Annotated in this window: 19 protein-coding genes and 1 pseudogene; 14 read left to right on the forward strand and 6 right to left on the reverse strand. The window is 29.1% G+C overall.

Annotation, left to right across the window (positions count from 1 at the left end; all coding sequences use genetic code 11):
* Positions 1-85: 85 nt before the first annotated feature.
* Complete coding sequence (locus CPIN17260_RS04130; protein ID WP_069632176.1) at positions 86-1,276, reverse strand: acetate kinase; 1,191 nt, start codon at positions 1,274-1,276, stop codon at positions 86-88.
* 2 nt (positions 1,277-1,278) lie between these two features.
* On the reverse strand, positions 1,279-2,649 hold the full coding sequence (pta, locus tag CPIN17260_RS04135) for a phosphate acetyltransferase (RefSeq protein WP_069632175.1): 1,371 nt from the start codon (positions 2,647-2,649) through the stop codon (positions 1,279-1,281).
* 68 nt (positions 2,650-2,717) lie between these two features.
* Between pta and flgH the strand changes: the two genes are divergently transcribed.
* From flgH to CPIN17260_RS04155, 4 genes are all read left to right on the forward strand, one after another.
* On the forward strand, positions 2,718-3,422 hold the full coding sequence (flgH, locus tag CPIN17260_RS04140; protein ID WP_069632224.1) for a flagellar basal body L-ring protein FlgH: 705 nt from the start codon (positions 2,718-2,720) through the stop codon (positions 3,420-3,422).
* A gap of 196 nt (positions 3,423-3,618) precedes the next feature.
* Positions 3,619-4,479: a DnaJ C-terminal domain-containing protein gene (locus tag CPIN17260_RS04145; protein WP_078440600.1), complete on the forward strand. Its 861-nt coding sequence runs from the start codon at positions 3,619-3,621 to the stop codon at positions 4,477-4,479.
* Positions 4,480-4,483: 4 nt separating this feature from the next.
* A complete protein-coding gene (locus CPIN17260_RS04150; RefSeq protein WP_069636436.1) occupies positions 4,484-4,855 on the forward strand; it encodes a heat shock protein transcriptional repressor HspR in 372 nt (123 codons plus the stop codon).
* Positions 4,855-6,480: a cation:proton antiporter gene (locus CPIN17260_RS04155; RefSeq protein WP_078440601.1), complete on the forward strand. Its 1,626-nt coding sequence runs from the start codon at positions 4,855-4,857 to the stop codon at positions 6,478-6,480. Before CPIN17260_RS04150 ends, CPIN17260_RS04155 begins: the two co-directional genes overlap by 1 nt.
* 21 nt (positions 6,481-6,501) lie before the next feature.
* On the opposite strand, the gene dnaE is transcribed toward CPIN17260_RS04155, so the two are convergent.
* From dnaE to CPIN17260_RS04170, 3 genes are all read right to left on the reverse strand, one after another.
* On the reverse strand, positions 6,502-10,086 hold the full coding sequence (gene dnaE, locus CPIN17260_RS04160) for a DNA polymerase III subunit alpha (protein ID WP_078440602.1): 3,585 nt from the start codon (positions 10,084-10,086) through the stop codon (positions 6,502-6,504).
* A gap of 140 nt (positions 10,087-10,226) precedes the next feature.
* Entirely contained in the window at positions 10,227-10,472 is a 246-nt protein-coding gene (locus CPIN17260_RS04165; RefSeq protein WP_069632170.1) for an RNA-binding regulator, read from the reverse strand.
* 92 nt (positions 10,473-10,564) lie between these two features.
* Complete coding sequence (locus tag CPIN17260_RS04170) at positions 10,565-11,107, reverse strand: DJ-1 family glyoxalase III (RefSeq protein ID WP_069636433.1); 543 nt, start codon at positions 11,105-11,107, stop codon at positions 10,565-10,567.
* 109 nt (positions 11,108-11,216) lie between these two features.
* Here CPIN17260_RS04170 and CPIN17260_RS09525 point away from each other — a divergent pair, with 109 nt between their 5' ends.
* Entirely contained in the window at positions 11,217-11,462 is a 246-nt protein-coding gene (locus tag CPIN17260_RS09525; protein ID WP_257616960.1) for a SelT/SelW/SelH family (seleno)protein, read from the forward strand.
* A gap of 235 nt (positions 11,463-11,697) precedes the next feature.
* Complete coding sequence (locus tag CPIN17260_RS04180) at positions 11,698-12,747, forward strand: type II asparaginase (protein ID WP_069636432.1); 1,050 nt, start codon at positions 11,698-11,700, stop codon at positions 12,745-12,747.
* A 290-nt stretch (positions 12,748-13,037) separates the two neighbouring features.
* Here CPIN17260_RS04180 and CPIN17260_RS04185 read toward each other — a convergent pair.
* Positions 13,038-13,295 (reverse strand): annotated as a pseudogene (locus tag CPIN17260_RS04185) (methyl-accepting chemotaxis protein); the annotation flags it as partial.
* 400 nt (positions 13,296-13,695) lie between these two features.
* On the opposite strand from CPIN17260_RS04185, the gene CPIN17260_RS04190 reads away from it, so the two are divergent.
* Genes CPIN17260_RS04190 through pglJ form a run of 8 tightly spaced genes read left to right on the forward strand, consistent with a single transcriptional unit; the run spans position 13,696 to position 22,103 of the window.
* Positions 13,696-15,018, forward strand: coding sequence for a UDP-glucose dehydrogenase family protein (locus tag CPIN17260_RS04190; RefSeq protein ID WP_078387620.1), 1,323 nt, complete (start codon positions 13,696-13,698; stop codon positions 15,016-15,018).
* Positions 15,015-15,452 carry an ecotin family protein gene (locus tag CPIN17260_RS04195; protein ID WP_078387621.1) on the forward strand — a complete coding sequence of 146 codons (438 nt, stop codon included), beginning with the start codon at positions 15,015-15,017 and terminating at the stop codon, positions 15,450-15,452. The genes CPIN17260_RS04190 and CPIN17260_RS04195 overlap by 4 nt, the downstream gene beginning before the upstream one ends.
* Positions 15,449-16,684 carry a Vi polysaccharide biosynthesis UDP-N-acetylglucosamine C-6 dehydrogenase TviB gene (gene tviB, locus CPIN17260_RS04200; RefSeq protein ID WP_078387622.1) on the forward strand — a complete coding sequence of 412 codons (1,236 nt, stop codon included), beginning with the start codon at positions 15,449-15,451 and terminating at the stop codon, positions 16,682-16,684. Before CPIN17260_RS04195 ends, tviB begins: the two co-directional genes overlap by 4 nt.
* Positions 16,685-16,699: 15 nt before the next feature.
* Entirely contained in the window at positions 16,700-18,205 is a 1,506-nt protein-coding gene (locus CPIN17260_RS04205) for an MATE family efflux transporter (RefSeq protein ID WP_226997015.1), read from the forward strand.
* A gap of 1 nt (position 18,206) precedes the next feature.
* On the forward strand, positions 18,207-18,965 hold the full coding sequence (locus CPIN17260_RS04210; RefSeq protein WP_078387624.1) for a glycosyltransferase family 25 protein: 759 nt from the start codon (positions 18,207-18,209) through the stop codon (positions 18,963-18,965).
* 14 nt (positions 18,966-18,979) lie between these two features.
* Entirely contained in the window at positions 18,980-20,050 is a 1,071-nt protein-coding gene (locus CPIN17260_RS04215; RefSeq protein WP_078440604.1) for a glycosyltransferase, read from the forward strand.
* The gene (locus tag CPIN17260_RS04220; protein WP_078440605.1) at positions 20,047-20,991 is read left to right on the forward strand and encodes a glycosyltransferase family 2 protein; all 945 of its coding nucleotides are present in this window, start codon (positions 20,047-20,049) and stop codon (positions 20,989-20,991) included. Before CPIN17260_RS04215 ends, CPIN17260_RS04220 begins: the two co-directional genes overlap by 4 nt.
* Complete coding sequence (gene pglJ / locus CPIN17260_RS04225; RefSeq protein ID WP_078440606.1) at positions 20,988-22,103, forward strand: N-acetylgalactosamine-N,N'-diacetylbacillosaminyl-diphospho-undecaprenol 4-alpha-N-acetylgalactosaminyltransferase; 1,116 nt, start codon at positions 20,988-20,990, stop codon at positions 22,101-22,103. Before CPIN17260_RS04220 ends, pglJ begins: the two co-directional genes overlap by 4 nt.
* Positions 22,104-22,140 lie beyond the last annotated feature (37 nt).

Genomic DNA, 22,140 nt, shown 5'->3' on the forward strand with positions numbered 1-22,140 from the left:
AAAAAATACATAATATAAATTTATAAATTATTATGCCTTTGATGACAAAAGAGAGATTTTAATTCTCTTTTGTCTAAAATAAAAATTATTTTTTTATAAATTTTAATGTTTCAGTAGCTATCATAAGCTCTTCGTTTGTTGGGATAACAAGTGTTTTGATTGTAGCATTGCTATCATCTAAACATCTATTTCCTCTATTACTTCTATCCTTATTTAGATTACTATCAATGCTTATGCCGAAGTGTTTTAGTTCGTTACATACTTTTTCGCGCATACCTTGATCGTTTTCGCCTATACCACCTGTAAATATGATAGCATCTAGCTTGCCAACAACTGCATAGTAAGCACCTATGTATTTTTTTATACGGTAGCAAAACATTTCAAATGCAAGTTTTGCTAATTCATCATTTTGTGCTATTTTTTCTTCTATATCGCGCATATCGTTTGTTCCGCAAATTCCAAATAAACCACTTTTTTTATTTAAAAAGTCATCCATATCTTCAGCTTTTAGTTCACCACAACTTATAAGGTATGTTAAAACAGCTGGATCTATATCGCCACTTCTTGTTCCCATGATTAGACCTTCTAGCGGACTTAGACCCATAGATGTATCTACACTTTTCCCATTTTTGATAGCACACATACTAGCACCATTACCAAGGTGTAGTGTTATTGCATTTAAATTTTCGTAAGGTATATTTAAAAATTTTGCAGCTTCTTGGCTTACATAATTGTGTGATGTTCCATGAAATCCATATCTTCTAACATGATTTTTTTTGCTTATTTCGTAAGGGATTGCATATCTGTATGCGTATTCTGGCATTGTTTGATGAAAAACCGTATCAAATACAACAACATGTGGAATATCTCCACTACTTTTCATAGCTGTTTTTATTCCTGCAAGGTGTCCTGGGTTATGTAAAGGAGCTAATGCTATGTTATCCTCTATTTTTTTGATTACATCATCATTTACCAATGCAGAACTTTTAAAAGTTTCTCCACCATGAACTATTCTATGGCCTATACCATCTAGATCTTTTAAGTCATGTAAAGTTCCACTTTCACGAAATAATTCGTTCATTATTTCAAGACCAATGTTGTGATCTTTTATAGGTACAAATCTTTCATAAACTTCACCATTTGCTTTTAAAATTGCATGAGAATTATCTTGTCCTATTTGTTCTATAAGACCACTTGCTATACTTTTATTTTCATCCATTAAAAATAATTGAAACTTTATAGAGCTGCTTCCTGAGTTTAAAACTAGAATTTTCATTTTTATCCTTTTGCTTGTATTGCACTTATTAATACTGTATTTATTATATCTTCTACTAGACAACCACGGCTTAAGTCATTAACAGGCTTTCTTAGACCTTGTAAAACAGGTCCTATAGCAAGAGCGTTTGCTGTTCTTTGAACTGCTTTATAGCATATATTTCCTGTATTTAGGCTAGGGAATACAAATACATTTGCATGTCCAGCTACCTGAGAACCAGGCATTTTTTTAGCTCCAACTGTAATATCAGCAGCAGCATCGTATTGTATAGGGGCTGCAAATTTAAGCTCAGGGTCTTTTTCTTTTAATATTTTCGCAGCTTCTTTTATCATATCAACATCAGGGCCTGTTCCACTTTCACCTGTTGAATAACTAAGCATAGCTACTTTTGGAACTATTCCAAAAGATTTTGCACTTTCTGCTGTGCTTATAGCTATACTAGCAAGTGCTTCAGGGTCTGGATTTGGAGTTATTGCACAATCAGCATATAGTAACACTTCTTCATCTAAAGACATAAAAAATAGTCCAGATACGATAGAAACACCTGGTTTTGTTTTTATTAGTTGAAGTGCTGGTCTTATTGTTTCTGCTGTTGTTGTGCTAGCACCACTAACCATAGCATCAGCTATACCAAGTTCAACAAGCATTGTTCCAAAATATGTTCTGTCTTTTGCTAGTTTCAATGCATTTTCTTCAGTCATACCTTTAGCTTTTCTTTTTTCGTATATACTAGCGGCAACATCTTTTTGGTATTCGTTTGATTCTGGATTTATTATTTTAGCTTTTTTTAAATCTAATCCAAGCTCATTTGCTCTTTCAAATACCTTGCTTTGATCGCCAAGAATAATTAAAGAAACTACATCTTGTTTTAATAAAAGATCACTTGCTTTTAAAATTCTATCATCATCACTTTCTGGTAATATTACTGTAGCTTTTGCATCTCTTGCGCGGTTTGTTAGTAGATTTTCAAATTGATATGGAGTGATTATGTTTTGTTCAAATGATATTATCTCTTGTAAGTCATTTGTTATAAGAAGTTTTGAATTTTTATTTAAATTTTTTAAAGCATTTAAATTTTTTATTTCATATATAGGGCAATTTAAATTTTTTGCTATTTTCAGATTTAATTCATACTTACCTATAATACCAAATCCATCGCAACCAACAACGATAACAAAGTCATTACCTTTTTTAAATTCGTTGAATTTATTAATCAAGTCAATAAAAAAAGTTTTTTCGTTTTCTAGCTGCAGTAGCTCTTGTTCTTTTTGGCCTAGTTTTATTTCAAAAACGGCAACTTTACTAAATTTTTTGCTTAATTCTTCTTTTAAATTTAAAAGACTTTCAGCACAATTTAGATATAAACATCTCATAGAAATTCTCCTTTTAGGAATTTTGTAGCACTTTGATTTTAACATATTTTTTTATATTAGAGGCTTTTATGAAGTTTAAACATGTATATATATTAACATTTTTTGTATTTTTTTCAGGATGTGTGCCTAGTGCAGACCCACATATAAATATGAAACCACCGGCTTATGTAGAACAACTACCATCTAAAAATACAGGAATAGGAGTAAGTAATCCGGGCAGTCTTTATGGTCGTGGCGATAATCCATTGTTCTCTGATAGAAAGGCTATGAATGTAAATGATATAGTAACAGTAATAATATCAGAAACATCAACCCAAAGCTCTAGCGGAAGTAAAAAAACCACAAGGGATACCACAACTTCATTAAAAGGTGGTATTGTTACAGGTGGAGCTGCCCCTTTGTCGCATATAGCAAAGCAAATCAATAAATATGGAAATATTGGATTTGAAGCAGGGGGAGAATCAGGTTTTACAGGTAGCGGTTCTAGCGATAGAAGCGAGAGGTTTAATACTACAATTTCTGCAAGAATAATTAAAATTTTAAATAATGGAAATTATTTTATAGAGGGAAATCGTGAGCTTTTAATAAACGGAGAAAAACAAATTATTCAAATAACAGGTGTGATTAGACCTTATGATATATCACAAAATAATGAGATTGATTCAAGATATATAGCTGATGCAAAAATTTTATATAAAACAGAGGGTGATTTAGATAAAAGCACTAAAAAGCCTTGGGGTACAAAGTTGATAGAAACTATTTGGCCTTTTTGATGTTATATAGTTTTTATTTTATGTAAAATTTTATGTATTTTATAAAAAGACTTATGTGAAATGGCTTGTTTAAGGCATATTTTTATCTATTGTTTGTAATCTTATTTTAAATAATAGATATATAAACTTGATTGACATTGACTAAACTTTTATGATACAATATAGCTAATAAAATAATACATTATAGGGGTTAACTGTGAGTGAAAGTTTATATGAAACATTAGGTGTTTCAAAATCAGCTTCGTCTGATGAGATAAAAAAAGCTTATAGAAGATTGGCTAGAAAGTATCATCCAGATATAAATAAAGAGCCAGGTGCCGAAGAAAAATTTAAAGAAATCAATGCAGCATATGAGATATTAAGCGATGATAAAAAACGTTCTCAATATGATATGTATGGTGATAGTATGTTTGGTGGCCAGAATTTCCATGATTTTGCGAGTGGATACTCTAACTCTGTAAATTTAGATGAAATACTAAAAAACATCTTTAACGGTGGTGGTTTTTCTGGAAGTAGGTTTTCTAGTGGCTTTAATTTTGGTAGTGATGATTTTGGTTTTGGCGGAGCTAATTTTGATACAAATGCTAAAATTAAAATTCCTTTTGAAGTATCTGTTTTGGGTGGAGAGCATAAGATAAATTATGGTGGAGATAGTATTAAGATAAAAATCCCAGCAGGTATAAATGAAAATGAAAAATTAAGAATCAAAGGTAAGGGAAAAAACTCAAATGGTGATTTGATACTTACCGTTAGTATTGAAGAGAGTGATGAGTATGAAAGAGATGGGGATGATCTTATAAAAGATGTTTTGATACCATTAAAAACAATGATGTTTGGCGGAAAAGTTTCTATTTCTACATTTAAAAAAGATGTAAATATAAAAATAAATGAAAATACAAAAGCTGGTTCTAAGATAAGGTTAAAGGGATATGGTGTTCAAAATAGAAAGAGCGGAATTTTTGGCGATCTTTATCTTAGAGTTAGGGTTGGCTTGCCAGATATAAACGAATTAGATGAAGAATTTGTAAAAATTTTAAAAGAAAAATTACCGGAGTGATAATATGCAAAACTATGATGAACCTTTATATCTTATAAGTGTCGTAGCTAAAGTTTTGAGTATTCATCCACAAACATTGCGTCAATATGAGCGAGAAGGTCTTTTGGAACCTTCAAGAACTGATGGAAGAATGAGACTTTATTCTCAAAGAGATGTTGATAAGATAAAGATGATACTTCGTTTAACAAGAGATCTCGGAGTAAATTTAGCTGGAGTTGATGTTATATTAAAACTAAAAGATCAAATAGATGATTTTGAAAATACTATAAACGAGCTTAGAACTGAGCTAAACAATAGGGGTGATATACCATCTAAGAAAGCACTTGTTAAAAAACAAACTAAATTTGATCTTATATTTTATGAAAGTAAAAAATAATGGAATATTTTTTACTTGCATTTTTAATTACTATTTTTTTAAGCGTTATTCTAAATATAATTTTTAAAAAATTTGAAATACCAACTATAATAGGCTACATAGTAACGGGTATAGTTATATCTGAGTTTTTTAATCTTAAAAGCAGTGAAAATATAGTCCATATAGCCGAGTTTGGTATAGTTTTTTTAATGTTTACAATAGGCCTTGAGTTTAGTTTAAAACACCTGATGAGCATGAAAAAAGAGGTTTTTTTAAACGGAGGATTGCAAGTGTTTGCTTCCGGTTTATTTCTCGCTGTTTTTATATTTTATTTGCTTGGGTTGGGAGAAAAAAATGCTTTAGTTGTAGGATTGGCACTCTCTCTTTCTTCGACAGCTATAGTTTTAAAAATACTAAATGACAGTGGAAATATATCTGAAGTTTATGGCAGAAAATCATTAGGAATATTACTTTTTCAAGATATTGCAGTTATTCCTATTTTGATTATGGTTGATGTTTTTAGTTCTAAACAAAGTTCATTAAATGATTTGATAATCCAAACTTTTTTTGGAGCTACAATTTTAGTTGTGTTAATTTATTTAATAGGAAAATACCTGATAAACTGGCTTTTTTCAAAAGTTATTCATACAAATTCTCAAGAAATTTTTATAGCAACTATTTTGTTTTTGGTTGTTGGTTCTGGCACATTAGCACATAAATTTGGTTTTTCATTTTCTCTTGGCGCTTTCTTGGCTGGTATGATGATGGCAGAAACTGAGTATAAACATCAAATAGAATCAGATCTTATACCATTTAGAGATCTTTTGCTTGGACTATTTTTTATAAGTATTGGTATGCAAATAAATATATCTGTTGTGTTTGAAAATATATTTATTATAGTTGCAATAGTAGTTGGAGCAATGATTATTAAAGCTTTTGTTATATTTGCTATTTTAAAATCATATTTGAGTATTAGGGTATCATTTAAAGCGGCTTTAAGTATTTGTCAAGTTGGTGAATTTGCTCTTGCTGTATTTGGTCTTATGGCAACAAAAAATATGTTGGAAATGAATGTGGCTCAAATTTTAATAGCCTCAAGTGTTATTTCTATGTTTGTTACACCTTTTGTTCTAAAAAATCTAAACTTTTTGGCTGATTTTTTTGAAAAAGAGATAGTGATGGAGCCAGAAGAGATTATAAAACCACAAAAGCTAAAAGATCATATTGTTGTTTTTGGATATGGAACTTTAGGTCAAGAGGTTGTCTTAAGATTAAAAGAAAGAGGACTTGTATATCTTGCTCTTGAAAGTGATATTGGTCTTGTTGAGCTTGGCAGAAGCAGGGGCGAGAATGTGTTTTTGGGAAATGCATTTCAAAAAATCACATTTGAAAATGCTTGTATATCTACGGCTTCTGCTGTTGTTGTTACTGTGTCAAATGAGCAAAAACTAGAACTTATAATAAGGGCTATAAAAGATTACTCTCCGGATATTCAGACAGTAATAAGAGTTAGTAAAAATGAAAAACAAGAGTTGTTTGATGATCTAGATAAAAATTTTCACTTTATAAAAGAAGAAAAAGCAATGGCTAGAATTTTGGTTCACGAAGCAATTCAATGCAAAATAGATAAAAGCATGGGATATTAGATAATAGTAGAAAATCTACTATTATCCTGCTATATACCCACTTACTTCATCTGTAAAATTATCTCCCACAAAAAAGTCAGTATTAAATTTATATTCTTCTTTTGTTGAGTTATTTAGTATTTTAAGTATTAAACGATTTTTATTTTCCACATCACTTAATTTAGCACTAATCTTATAAAGCTCTATAAGTTTTTCTTTATCTATATTTTCAAGATTTAATACAATTTCTAAATTATTATAACTTCTTTGTTTTACCTCTTTTTGTAATTTTTTTGTGTTAAATTTTTTATTTTTAGCCTCTGCCATTTCAATAACTTTATTTAGTATAATATTTCTAAATTGGTCATCTATTGTTATGTTTACATCAAAAGCATAAGGTAAGTTGTTTTTATTTGGATCTTTAAAAATATCATTTAGTATGTCTATATTGCTTTTTGAATCTTCGCTATTATTTCTTTCAAATACAGTTATGTGAATGTTGCCATGAAGATCTAAAATGTTTAGAGTTCCTATTTTTTTACCATTTTTTGACATTTTTACACTAAAATCTTCTATTTTTCCTACTACTAATGTCTTACAAGTTTCTTTTAATGTGTCCATATCTGAACTTAGTGTATGATTTATCTTTAAAATCTCATCTTTGTATTCGTTTAGGGGATGTCCTGACAGATATATACCAGTACTCTCTCTTTCATATCTAAGTAAATCTTTTTCATTAAATTCATCTTTGCTATATGATAATTCAACTTCAACATTACTCATTGTTTCGTCATCAGCAAAAAGACTTTCACTAGAATTTCTTTTTATGTTTGCTGATTTTTTGCATGCATCCATTATATTGTCTATATTATTTATAAGGCATTTTCTGCTTATATTAAAAGATGTAAAAGCCCCAGAGTAGATTAAACTCTCTAATACTTTTTTATTTACTTTAAAGGCATCTATTCTAGATACCAAATCATTTATATCCTCAAAATCTTTATCTTTTCTCTCTTCTATTATGTTATCAACAGCAGCTCCGCCAACACCTTTTATAGCAGAAAGTCCAAAAATAATCTTACTAGCTCCATCAACTTCTATAACACCAAATTCTTTAGATGATTTATTGATGTCAGGCCCTAAAACATCTATATTTAGTCTTTTGCTCTCATCTATGTATTTTACTATTTTATCAACATTATTTTCTTCGCTAGTTAGTAGTGCTGCCATAAACTCAGCAGGATAATATGCCTTTAAATATGCTGTTTGAAATGTTATATATGCATAAGCAGCCGAGTGTGATTTGTTAAATCCATATCCAGCAAATTTTACAATAAGTTCAAATAAATCATCTGCTTTTTGACCATCTAGTCCTTTTTTGACAGCACCTTCTACAAACTGACCTTTTAGGTTGTCCATTTCTTCTTTTATTTTTTTACCCATCGCACGTCTAACAAGATCGGCTCCACCTAGGCTAAAACCACCTATTTTTTGAACTATTTGCATAACTTGCTCTTGGTAGACTATTACCCCATAAGTTGGAGAAAGTATCGGTTCTAACTCTTTAAAGGCATATGTTATACTAGCTCTTCCGTGTTTTCTATCCACAAAATCATCAAGCATTCCACTTTCCATAGGACCTGGTCTATAAAGTGCAAGCATCGCTACAATATCTTCAAAACAGTCAGGTTTCAGGTTTGCTCCTAGCTTTCTCATGCCGTCGCTTTCTATTTGAAATATTCCTATTGCATCGCCACTTTGTATCATTTCATAGACTTTTTGATCATTTTTGTCTATTTGTTCCCAAATAATATCTTTATTAAAACGCTTTTTTATTAGTTTGATTGCATTGTCTATAACGGTAAGAGTTTTTAGACCCAAGAAGTCAAATTTTATCAAATCAACATCTTCTAAATATTTTAAGCTATACTGTGTTACAAAATGTCCTTCAGGGCTATTTGATTGTCTAAACAATGGTGTTTTATTCCATAGTTCCTCGTTTGATATAACAACTCCAGCTGCATGCTGGCCCGCATTTCTATTTAGCCCTTCTAAATCAAGTGCAAATTTCCAAATTCTTTCAGCATTTTTATTTACACTTATTAATTCTTTTATTTTTGGTTCTGATTCAAATGCTTCTTTTAGTGTTATACCTAGTTTTTCCGGTATTAATTTTGCCATAGCATCAGCTTCAGAGTAGGGCATATTGCATACCCTTGCGACATCTCTAATAACCCCTTTTGCTAATAGCTTACCAAATGTTATTACACCGGCAACATTGTATTTTCCATATTTTTCTATAACATAATCTATTATTTCGCCTCTTCTTGTCTGACAAAAATCAACATCAATATCTGGCATACTAACACGTTCTGGATTTAGAAATCTCTCAAAAAGAAGGTTGTATGGAAGTGGATCAAGGTCAGTTATTTTAAGTGCATAGGCAACCAAGCTTCCAGCAGCTGAACCCCTTCCAGGACCAACTGGAACACCTCTTTTTTTAGCTTCGTTTATAAAGTCCCAAACTATAACCATATATCCAGGAAAGTTCATTTTGTTTATTATATCAATTTCAATTTGCAGTCTTTTTTTGTATTCTTCGTGCTTTTCATTTGGCACGAATTTGAGTCTTTCTTCTAATCCTTTTCTACATTCATATTCAAAAAATACAGCATCATTTTTAAAGCTATATCTAGTATCTGGTTCAGGAAGATCTAGACCTCTTTCTTTTGCATATTCAAGTGTAAATTTAAAGTTAGGCGGTGTTGCATCACCAAGTTTGATTTCAAGATTGCATTTATCGGATATTTCTTGTGTGTTGCTTATAGCTTCAGGTATATCTAAAAAAAGTGCTTGCATATCTTCGTTTGACTTAACATAAAATTCATGAACACTATGTTTTAGTCTATTTGGATCATCTAGAATTTTACCCATAGCAATACACATAAATACCTCATGTGCATCGGCTCTTGACTTAAATGTATAGTGAGTATCGTTTGTTGCTATGATTTTTATATTTGTCTCTTTTGCTATTTTTATTATATCATCATCAATTTGCATTTGGTGATTTATACCGTGACGCATTATTTCAAGATAAAAATCATCTCCAAAAATTTCTTTATATTCAAGGGCAATTTCTTTTGCTTTTTCATATCCTTTGGCTCCAAATTTAAGATTTCTTTCGCTTAAATTTAAATTCCAACTAACCTCACCTTGTAAACATGCCCCTGTACATATTATACCTTCGCTATGTTCTTTAAGTATTTTTTTATTTATTCTTGGATAATAGTAAAATCCATCTATATAACTCATAGAGCTAAGATACATTAAATTTTTATAGCCTATTTCATTTTTAGCGATTAGTATTAGGTGAAATCTTTGCTTTGTGCTTTTATCTGATAATTCATCTTGATTGTGTATATAGGCTTCCATGCCTATTAGCGGTTTTATGCCTTCTTTTTTCATTGTTTTGTAAAAATCTATAGCACCAAACATATTTCCGTGATCTGTTATAGCTACACTTTTTACTCCGCGTTCTTTAAGTGTTTTTGCAAGTTCTTTTATTTTATTAGCACCATCAAGTAGTGAGTATTCTGTATGTAAATGCAAATGTGTAAAATCGACCATATTATTTTCCTAAATTTCATTAATATAGTTATGTTAGCTAATTTTATCTTTTATGTTGCTTTGTATTTTTTTGTTGTGTTTTGTGATTATAATAAATTTGCCATCAAAAAATTAAAAATTTAAGATGGCAAGAATGAGCTTTACTCTTTTGGGCGAGATTCGTTTACTCTTAGATTGCGTCCATCAATCTCTTTATTATTGATTTCATTTATAGCTTTTTGTGCGGCTACATTATCATCCATTTCAATAAATCCAAATCCTTTAGAACGATTTGTATCACGATCTTTTACAATCTTTGCACGTTTTACTTCACCAAATGGTGTAAAAACTTCCTTAAGCTCAGTTTCTGTCATACGATATGACAAATTTCCCACATAGATATTCACTAGGGTTTTCCTTTAAAATTTTTCCGACATTAATTTCGGTTGATGTAATGATACCCTAATTTTTCCAAAAATTAGCATAAAATATAATTTTTTTATAATAAAATTTCTTTTTTTATTTCATTAAGCTTATTTTCTCCAACCAATTCTTTTATTAAAGCTAGTGAAAATTCCATTGCTGTAGCAGGACCTTTTGATGTTATGATATTGTCATCTATAACTACATTTTGATCATTTATATAACCAAAATTTCTTACTTCATTCTCAAATCCAGGATAGCATGTAAAATTATTTTTTAAAACTCCAGCTTTTGAAAGAACCATAGGAGCGGCACATATAGCGGATATGTATTTACCTTTTTTGTGAAAATAATTTAATACTTCTAGTACCTTATTATTATTGGCTAAATTTTTTGTTCCAGTAAGACCACCAGGTAAAATTATCATATCAAAACTCGTTTCATCAAGCTCATCTAATAAGATATTTGCTTTTACAGTTATGTCATGAGTGCCATTTATTAGAGCTTGATTTAACCCAACTATACTAACATCTATTCCAGCTCTTCTTAAAATGTCTATTGTAGTAATTGCTTCTATTTCTTCAAATCCATCAGCTAGGATGATTGCAACTTTTTTCATTGTTTTCCTTTTTTTGTGTTTTAAAAGTATTTATAGTATTTTATCATACTATTTAATAAAATTTTGATAGAATAAAAATCTAACAGAAATTTTAACGAAAGGAATGGAAATGCAAGTAAAAATAACTTACTGCAACTCTTGAAACTATCGTCCAGTAGCTTCTCGTGTAGAAGATGAAATAAAATCAAACTTTGGCGATAGTATTGTTGAGAAAATAGAAGGAAGTGGCGGAGATTTTATCGTTGAAGTAGATGGTAAAGTTATATTTTCAAAAAAAGACAGAATAGGAACTAACGATGAAGTTAGATTTCCAAATGGTGGAGAAATCACCAAACTTATAAAAGAACTAAACTAAACTTTTAAGACCAAGGTCTTATGTGCTTTGGTCTTAAAAAAATATTTAATCCACAAAAAATATTAAATAATGTTATGTTTTTATTTTTTTGAAATCTTTTAAGTTTTTATTTAATATATTAAATTAATATTAATTAATAATATTAATTGACTTAATTAAAAATAATAGTTATAATAACTTTTATAAATTTATATCTTTAGATATTAAATTTAAATATAATTTAAGGAGATTTCAGATGAAATTCGGTTTAAAAAAGGTGGTGTTTGTCATGTTACTTAGTGCAATTGCAAGTTTTGCAAAGCCGACAGTATATATACTTGCTACGGGCGGCACTATAGCCGGAAGTGGTTCTGGAGCTTTGGATAGTAGTTACACATCAGGAACTGTAACTGTAGATAAATTAATATCAGCAGTGCCTGAGATAAATAAAATAGCTACGATAAAAGGTGAGCAAATTTCTAATATTGGTTCACAAGAGATGAATAATGAAGTTTGGCTAAAACTAGCTAGTAGGGTTAATGAGCTTTTAGTCAATGGTAATGCTGATGGTATTGTAATAACCCACGGAACTGATACAATGGAAGAAACAGCTTATTTTTTAAATTTAGTTGTAAAAAGCGATAAGCCTATTGTTATGGTTGGAGCAATGAGAAACTCATCATCTTTAAGTGCTGATGGACCTTTAAATTTATTTAATGCTGTTAATGTTGCTATTGATAAAAATAGTATAGGCAAGGGTGTTGTTGTTGTTATGAATGATGAAATACACGCGGCAAGAGAGGTAACTAAAACAAATACAACTAGTGTTAGTACTTTTAAATCTCCAAATTCTGGAAAAATAGGAACGGTATTTTATGGAAAAGTAAAATATTATATGAATCCAATTAGAAAGCATACTTTAAACTCTGATTTTGATATAGCAAATATAAAAGAACTTCCTAGGGTTGATATTATATATTCTCATACTAATGATAATGCTGATTTTGTAAATACTGCATTGAAAAATAATGCAAAAGGTATAATAAGTGCTGGAATGGGTAATGGTAATCCTTATCCAAGTGTTTTAAATGCTTTATTTGACGGTGTTAAAAATGGTGTTATTGTTGTCAGGGATTCTCGTGTCGGAAGCGGTGAAACAACTTTAAATGGAGAGGTTGATGATGATAAATATGGCTTTATAACAAGTGATAATCTAAATGCCCAAAAAGCTAGAGTTTTGTTAATGCTTGCTTTAACAAAAACAAATGATAAAGATAAAATTGCTAAGATATTTGAAACACACTAATAGTTAATTGCAGTCCGAAATTATTGTTTTATAATTATTACTATAATTTCGGATTTTTTACTTTTTTTGATTATTTTCTATATTTATTTTTTAGGATTTTATAATGAAAAAAGTTTAATTTATATTTAATTTATTTCTTCTTGTTTTGATAATAAAAGTGTTAATAATTTAAGACCAGCTTTAGTAAGTGATATTTCTAGGATTGATGATTTGTCTTTTAATTAAAACTCATGAGATGGAATTTTAAGATTTGTATCAAAAAATAATTTATCAAAAATAACCATACTTATTTAACTTATAGTCTTAGCCATACCATCTACTTCTAATGTAATTTGATTTGTGTTGTTTGCTATTTTAACATTTTGTTGAGTTAGCATATCTACTTCTGAAACAGATTTATTAATCATATTAATACCTTCTGCTTGCTCTTTTATAGACTCACTCATTTCATTTATTGATTGAGCTAATACATTTGTATTTGCTTCTATCTCTCCTAATGATTTTTGAGTTCTTTCTGCTAGTTTTCTTACTTCATCGGCAACAACTGCCTTGAAAGCATTAATGCTATCTGTTAGAACTTTTTTCACCCTAGAAACATTTAAAGTCTTTTTTGGGATCGTTTTTGGGAAAACTTCTTTTTGTATCTTTTGCAGTTTTAAAATTGCTGACTATGCTTCTTTGTAGCTTTGAAATGCAAAGATGGAGAATAATACAATAAATATGGCCAAAATAACAATTTGGATACCTTTTACATATATAAATCCTTTTTTTTGTGTAATAAATTTATTTTGTAATTTTGTTATATATTTATTGAATTTTTAAATAATATTTATAATTTTAGTAGTTAATTTTTTGCCTTTTTGCGTATTAAATATTTATTCTTTAAACTAAGCTCTTATATTAATATGATAAAATACGCGCATAAATAAAAAAATCAAGGATAGAATTTTGAAAATCGGAGTTGTTGGTACAGGATATGTAGGACTTGTTAGTGGTGCTTGTTTGGCAAAAATGGGCAATAGCGTAATTTGTATTGATGTAGATGAAAAAAAGATACAGGATCTAAAAAATTCACAAATACCGATATACGAACCAGGTCTTGCCGAAATTGTATCTGAGTGTATCCAAAATAACTCCTTGCTTTTTAGCACAGATATAAAAGATGCTTTATCACATTCTGATGTGTTGTTTATAGCTGTTGGAACTCCCATGGGAAGCGATGGACAAGCTGACTTAAAATATGTTTTACAAGTCGCAAAAAGCATAGGTGAAAATATCACTCATCCTATGATAATAGTTGATAAATCAACTGTTCCTGTTGGTACTGGCGAAAAGGTTAATGAGATAATATGCCAAGAAATTCAAAAAAGAAATTTAGATATTAAGTTTGAAGTTGTTTCAAATCCTGAGTTTTTAAAAGAGGGTGCTGCTGTTGATGATTTTTTAAAGCCAGATAGAGTGGTCGTTGGCTCATCTACAGCTTGGGGCGATAGTGTAATGAGAGAGCTTTATGCTCCATTTATGAAAAATCACGATAGGTTTATATCTATGGATGTAAAATCAGCGGAGATGACAAAATATGCTGCAAATTCAATGCTTGCTACTAAAATAAGCTTTATAAACGAGATAGCAAATATATGCGAAAAGGTTGGAGCTGATGTAAACTTGGTGAGAAAAGGCATTGGTAGCGATTCTAGAATAGGTTATAGTTTTATATATCCTGGATGCGGATATGGTGGGAGCTGCTTTCCAAAAGATGTGGAAGCCTTGATATATACAGCTAGACAAAATGGGTTTGAGCCTGAGTTGTTAAATGCTGTTAAATCAAGAAACAAAGCACAAAAAAGGGTTTTATTTGATAAAATTTATGCATTTTTTGATGGAAATTTAAGTGGTAAAAAAATAGCACTTTGGGGACTTGCATTTAAGCCAAATACAGATGATATGAGAGAAGCTAGTTCTATAACTTTAATTGAACTTCTTGAAAAAGAAGGTGCTGTTGTAAGTGCTTATGACCCAAAAGCTGTTGATGAAGCTAAAAAATATCTTAAAAACTCAAAAATAACTTATACTAAAAACAAATATGATGCATTAGATGATGCTGAATGTATGGTGCTTTTGACTGAGTGGAGTGAGTTTAGGTCGCCTGATTTTTATGAGATAAAAAACAGATTGAAAAATCCGGTTATTTTTGATGGAAGAAATCAATATAATTTAAAAACATTACAAGATATTGGATTTAAATATTTTCAAATAGGAGTTAAAGCTTGAAAAAGATAGTTTTATTTATTTTTGTTGTTTGTTGCTCGTTTTCTTATGATTTGAGTATTTACCCTAAGCCAAAAGATGGTTTTGTTCAAAAAGTTATAAACTTAGAGCCTAGAAATGATGAAGATAATCTTAGGGTTGAGATTTATTTTGGTAAAGATATTTTAACTGATTGTAACTATCATTTCTTTGTAGATGGAAGACTTAAAGAGTTAAACCTTGATGGATGGGGATATAAATATTATGAATTTGATGGCAAGGATGAGCTAGCAAATACCTTGATGATGTGTGATGGAGCTAAAAAGAGTAAATTTGTAACTTATCAAGATGTGTTAAAACCTAGATATAATTCAAAATTACCAATTGTTGTTTATGTGAAAAAAGACATAAAATTGCAAGTTAAAGTTTTTAAAGAGATAGAAAGCGAGATAAGATGAATATAGCAGTTATTGGACTTGGTTATGTTGGACTTCCTTTAGCAGTAGCATTTTCTGAAAAATATAGTGTTGTTGGATTTGATATTAATTTAGAACGAATTAATGAGCTTAAAAATGGTATAGATAGAACATTGGAGCTTGATGATAAACAAATGCAAAAAGCTATTGATAACGGTATGAAATTTAGCACAAAATTAGAAGATGTAAAAGATTGTAATTTTTTTATAGTTACAGTTCCTACTCCTATAGATAAAAATAAAAGACCTGATTTAACCCCTGTTATAAAAGCTACTCAAAGTGTGGCAAAGGTATTAAAAAAAGGCGATATTGTTGTTTATGAAAGCACGGTTTATCCTGGTGTTACAGAAGATATTTGTGTGCCTATACTAGAAGATATTAGTGGATTTAAGTTTAATCAAGACTTCTTTTGCGGATACTCCCCAGAACGAATAAATCCGGGCGATAAAGAACACACTGTTACTAAAATCAAAAAAATAACTAGTGGTTCAACACCTGAGATAGCTGATAAGATAGATGAAATTTATAAATCCATAATCACAGCTGGAACCCATAAAGCAAGTAGCATCAAAGTGGCTGAGGCTGCAAAAGTCATAGAAAATACTCAAAGAGATATAAATATAGCTTTTATAAATGAACTTGCTATGATTTTTAACAAGATGAATATAAATACTAATGATGTTTTAGAAGCTGCTGGCACAAAGTGGAATTTTTTAAATTTCAAACCTGGCTTAGTTGGCGGGCATTGTATAGGTGTTGATCCTTACTATCTTACATTTAAAGCACAAGAGCTTGGATTTCATCCAGAGATGATTTTGGCTGGTCGTAGAATCAATGATAATATGGGAAAATATGTGGCTTCTGAAATAGTTAAACTTATGATAAAAGATGGTATTGCTATAAATAGATCAAAGATTTTAATTTTGGGTATTACGTTTAAAGAAAATTGTCCTGATATTAGAAACTCACGCGTGATTGATGTTATAGATGAGCTTAAAGATTTTGGTTGCGAAGTTGATATATTTGACCCTTGGGCTAGCAAAAAAGAGGTAAAACAAGAATACAATATGCAAATGATTCAAAACTATAATGCAGATGATTATGATTGTATAGTTACAGCTGTTGCTCATAATGAGTTTAAGGGGCTTGATTTTAAAGATAAATTGGTATATGATATAAAAAATATCTACCCTAAAGCTAGTGCGAGACTTTAAAGCTTGATATTAAATTTGTCCAGTTCCATAATAGTTTTTTTGGTATCTTTTGGGATAAATTTTTTTCTTACACCATACATTGTTCAAAGCCTTGGAAATGAAGCTTATGGCTTTATTGGGCTTTGCAATGCTATAATCTCTTATGCTTATGTAATAACTTTATCTATAAATTCTGTTAGTTCTAGATTTGTTGCATATGAGTGGCATAAAAATAATTTTGAAAAATCAAATACCTATTATTCATCTGTTTTGATTGTTAATATCTTTTTCTCTTTGGTAGTAGCCATTGTTGCTATATTTTTTATTTTTAATATAAATTATTTTTTAAATATTCCACAACATTTGCTTTATGATGTTAAACTTACCTTTATTTTTTATTTTATAAATTTTTGTGTTTTGCTTTTTAATGGTGTTTTATCTGTTTGTGCTTTTGTTACAGATAAGTTATATATTATTTCTATTAGAAATGCTATATCTAGTATACTTTTTGCTTGTTTGGTTGTATTGTTATTTTATCTTTTAAAACCTATGATTTCTTATCTTGCTATTTGTGCTTTGATATCTAGTGTATTTGTTTTTTGTGCGACTTTTTTTGTTTCTAAAAAAATAGCCCCTGATTTGAAATTTAGCCTTTTAAAATTTGATTTTTTATCCATAAAAGAGCTTTTTCGTTCTGGGGTTTGGAGTAGTTTTTCTGCCTTAAATCGTGTTTTGTTAAATGGGACAGATCTTTTTATATGCAATATTTTTCTAAACTCAAATTTAGTTGGAATACTTGCTATATCTAAGATAGCTCCACTTATATTAGAGAGTTTTGTAGCACAAATAAGTGCTATATTTTCACCAAAATTTATCAAATTTTACTCCGCAAATAAAATTAAAAGGCTTATTTTAGAGATAAGATTTGCAATGAAAATAGTTGCTTTTATAGCCGGTGTTCCTTTGGCTATATTTATTGTTTTTGCAAAAGATTTTTATATGCTTTGGCTATCTTTTAAAAGTATTGATGAAATTTCGTTTATATATCAAATAAGCATGATAGCTATCATTCCAATCGCTCTTATAAGCTATCTTTTTCCTTTGCTAAACATAGATAGCACATCAAATAATTTAAAACGACCGGCCATAGCAAATACTATTTTTGGAGTATTTACCATTTTAACACAAATTTTACTGCTTAAATATACTAATTATGGTCTTGTTGGGGTCGTTTGTGTGCTTTGTGTTTTTTATAGTTTTAGGATATTGTTTTTTGATCTCTTAAATGGTGCTTTAAATCTTAATTTAAAGCTTTATACTTTTTATATTATCTATATAAAACATATTTTTACCTTTTTTATTTTGCTAATTTTTTATTTTTGTATTAGTGAATTTATAGATATAAAAGATTGGTTTGATTTTGTTTTTAATATATTTTTTATAGCATTATTGGGATATTTTATAAATTTATTTTTATTATTTTCAAAGAAAGAAAGAAAGAAAATGTTTTTATATATAAAAGCAAAAGTTAAAAGAGCTTGATATGGAATTTGGAATTTTTTTGATATCTTTAAAAGAAGACAATACAAGAAGAGATAAGCTAATATTTAGGTTTAAAAATAGCTATAAAAATTTCAAATTTATAGATGCTATTGATGGTAGTAAGCTTGAAACAAATCAATATTTTTTATATGCTTTAAACTCTTTTAAAATAAATAATTTATTTTTATCTCCAGCTGAAATTGGATGTTGCTTATCTCATATGAAAGCTTATGATGAGTTTATAAATAGCAATTTAGACTATGCTTTGATACTAGAAGATGATGTTATTGGAGATGATGAAAGTATTAAGTTGGCTTTTGAATATGTAAAGCATCTTGATGATAAATCTGTTTTTATTTGCGGTTGTCAAGATGGTCTTGAAGGTCGTTTTAGTGCTTTTGGTAAAAAAATACAAGATAATTTTTATCTTGTATCAAAGCACTCACATTCTAGTATTTATAGGGCTGCTGCTTATATTTTAAGTAAAGATTGTGCAAAACAAATACTAAAAGCTCATCAAGATGCTTTATATCCTGCTGATTTTTGGAGTTGTTTGCTTAAAAAAGCTGATTTAAATATGTATTTTTCGGATATTTTTTCACATCCTATTGATCTTAGCGATTCAAAGATACAATCATCAAGAGTCAGTAAGGGCTATAATAAAAAAAATATATTATCATATTTCAAATCTTTAAGATATATCTTTTTAACTAGAATAGAGGTTTTGTTTAAAGGATTTGAGAGAATATTTAAAAGATAGTTATAGGAAATTAATTGAGAGTTTTATTTATTATATCAACAATGCAAGCCGGTGGAGCTGAAAGGGTTATGAGTATTTTAGCTAGTTATTTTGCTAAATTTCATGATGTCACTTTGCTTAAATTTGATCAAAAAGATTCATTTTATGAACTAGATGAAAAAATAAATATTATAAACTTACCTTATCCTATGATAAAACAAGGATTTTTTGTAAATTTAAAAAGAAGAATAAAGAAATTTGTTTATCAAAGAGATTTGCTTAAAAATGGAAATTTTGATGTTGTTATATCTTTTATGGATAGCACAAATATAAACGTTATTTTATCAAATTTATTTATAAATAGACCGCTTTTTATAAGTGAACATTCAAGTTCTGAGTTTTTAAAATCAAAAATTTGGGTATTTTTAAGACGAATTTTATATCCTTATGCAAATGGTCTTAGTGTCTTAACTAATACCGATTTTAAGTATTATGACTTTGTAAAAAATAAAATTATTATGTATAATCCGGTTTTTGATATAAAAAAACATAATATACCAAAAGAAAACATAATACTTTTTGTAGCAAGACTTGTAAAGATAAAAGCTTGCGATGTTTTTTTAAAAGCTATATCACTTATAGACTCAGCAAAACTTAAAGATTATAAGATTTTGGTAGTTGGTGATGGGGATCAAAGACAGCTCCTTGAAAAAATGGCAAAAAATATCAATGCCGATATAGAGTTTTTAGGTAATACAAATGATATATCTTTGGTGTATGAAAAATCAAAAATCATAGTTTCTAGTTCGCAAACAGAAGGGCTTCCAAATGTGCTTATGGAAAGTATATTTTTTGATTGTGCTAGGGTTGCTACGGCTACTAGTGGAGCAAAAGAGCTTATAAAGAATGATTTTGATGGATTTATAGTCCCAATAGATGATTTTTATACGCTTAGCCAAAAGATAACAAAGCTTATGGATGATGAAAATTTGCGGGATAAATTTGTAAAAAATGCTCATTTAAGAGCTGATGATTTTAAGATAGAAAACATATATCAAAAATGGATGAAATTTATAAACTCAAACATAAAAAAGATAGATAAATGAATGATAGTAAAGATATAAAAGTCAGCATTATAATACCAACTTTTAATCGTAAAGATTTATTTGAATTAGCATTAAAATCAGCAATAAATCAAGATTATATAAATAAGGAAATTATTATATCGGATGATAACTCAACAGATGGAACGAAACAATTAGCTTTAAAATATGCCAATGATTTTGATTTTATAAAATATTGTGTCAATGAAAAATATGAAAAAGGACCAAACGGAAATAAAAACAATGGATTTGATAATGCAAATGGAGATGCTTTTGTCATTTTAGACGATGATGATCTGTTATTGCCCGGTGCAATTTCAAAAATGGTTAGTGTTCTTAAAATGGGTTATGATAGTGTTTGGGCTAATTGTTATTTTGAAATTAATGGCACAAGAACGACTGATTTTTCTGGATTTGGGCTTGATGAAAGCCAAGAAATAATTCCACAAGATTATTATGATGGTAAAATAAATGGTGAGTTTTTAATAATGTTTATGAGCTATTGTATAGGCGATAAGAGATTTGAAAAAGGTCTTTATGGTTCAGAAAATACACTATGGATACATTTGTTTGATTTTAAGGCTTATTATTTAAATGAGGCTGTTAGAATTTATAGATTTCATAGACAAGATAGTGTAACTTTAAACTCTCATCAAAGACCACATTGTGTTATGAAAGGCTATGCGATGACAGCTGAGCTTATTATGCAAAAAACAACCAAAATAGATAAAAGATATATAGCTATCCTTTATAAAATGGCTGGATATTATGCAAAATTTGCTGGCGAATATATAAAAATGTATAAGTACCTTTTTTATAGCTTAAGCTTTAAGCTTACAAAAGAGGCTTTTATTATGCTTATTTTGACACCATTTCCTAAGAAATTGATATTATTTCTTACTAAAATTCGTGTAAAAATGTATAACAAAAAAAATAAAAAATGAAAAAATTAAGCGTTTTTTTGTATTCTATGGGGGCAGGTGGAGCTGAAAGGGTTGTGTCAAATTTATTGCCTTTTTTGACTCAAAAATATGAAGTCCATCTTTTTTTAATGAGCGATGTTGTATCTTATGAGATTCCAAACTCAGTTAAATTTCATTTTTTAGAGCATTCAAATCCCAATGAAAACAAGATAAAAAAGATGTTTAGACTTATTTTTGCTTTGCCTTTTTTGGCATTTAAATATAAAAAAATATCTAATAATCTAGGTATAAATAGTCATTTTGTGCTTATGAATAGACCTTGTTATATAGCATTGATTTCTCGTATTTTTGGTCTAAAAGGTAGACTTATAATCAGTGAAAGAAGTTGTCCTAGTATGATATATAAAAAAGGAATAAATGGCTTTTTTAATAGAGCTTTTATTAGATTGCTTTACAATAAAGCTGATTTGATACTTGCAAATGCCAAAGAAAATGCCGATGATTTGATACAAAATTTTGGTTGTGATAAAGACAAAACAAAGGTTTTTTATAATGCCATTGATTTAAAAAGTATACAAAAACTCAAAAATGAGCCTTTGGGCATTGACTTTAAGCCATTTTTTTTAAATATAGGTCGTTTAGATAGTGGTAAAAATCAATCAATGCTTATTAAAATCATAGCAAATTTAAAAGATGAAAGAGCAACACTTGGGATTTTAGGCGATGGGTATATGAAAGATGAGCTTTTGTCTTTGATTAAAAAACATAAGGTTGATGATAGAGTTAAGCTTTTGGGTGTTGATAAAAACCCATTTAAGTATATAAAAAACTCATCTTGTTTTGTTTGTGCTTCTAGATTTGAGGGGTTTTCAAATGTTTTACTTGAAGCATTAGCTTGTGAAAAAACTATAATCTCAACATCTCACAAAAGTGGTGCCAAAGAGCTTTTGGGAGATAATGAATATGGTTTATTGGTCGGTGTAGATGATGAAAAATCAATGCAAGAAGCTATGCAAAATATTTTGGATAATGAAGAGCTTAGACATAAATATGAATCAAGGGCTTATGAAAGAGTTAAGAAATTTGATAGTGGTATAATATCTTTAAAACTAATTGAGTTTTTAGAGCAGTAGTTTTATTGTTTTTTATCAATATTTATATAAAAATACC

The sequence above is a fragment of the Campylobacter pinnipediorum subsp. pinnipediorum genome, assembly GCF_002021925.1.
GTDB classification, from domain to species: domain Bacteria; phylum Campylobacterota; class Campylobacteria; order Campylobacterales; family Campylobacteraceae; genus Campylobacter_A; species Campylobacter_A pinnipediorum.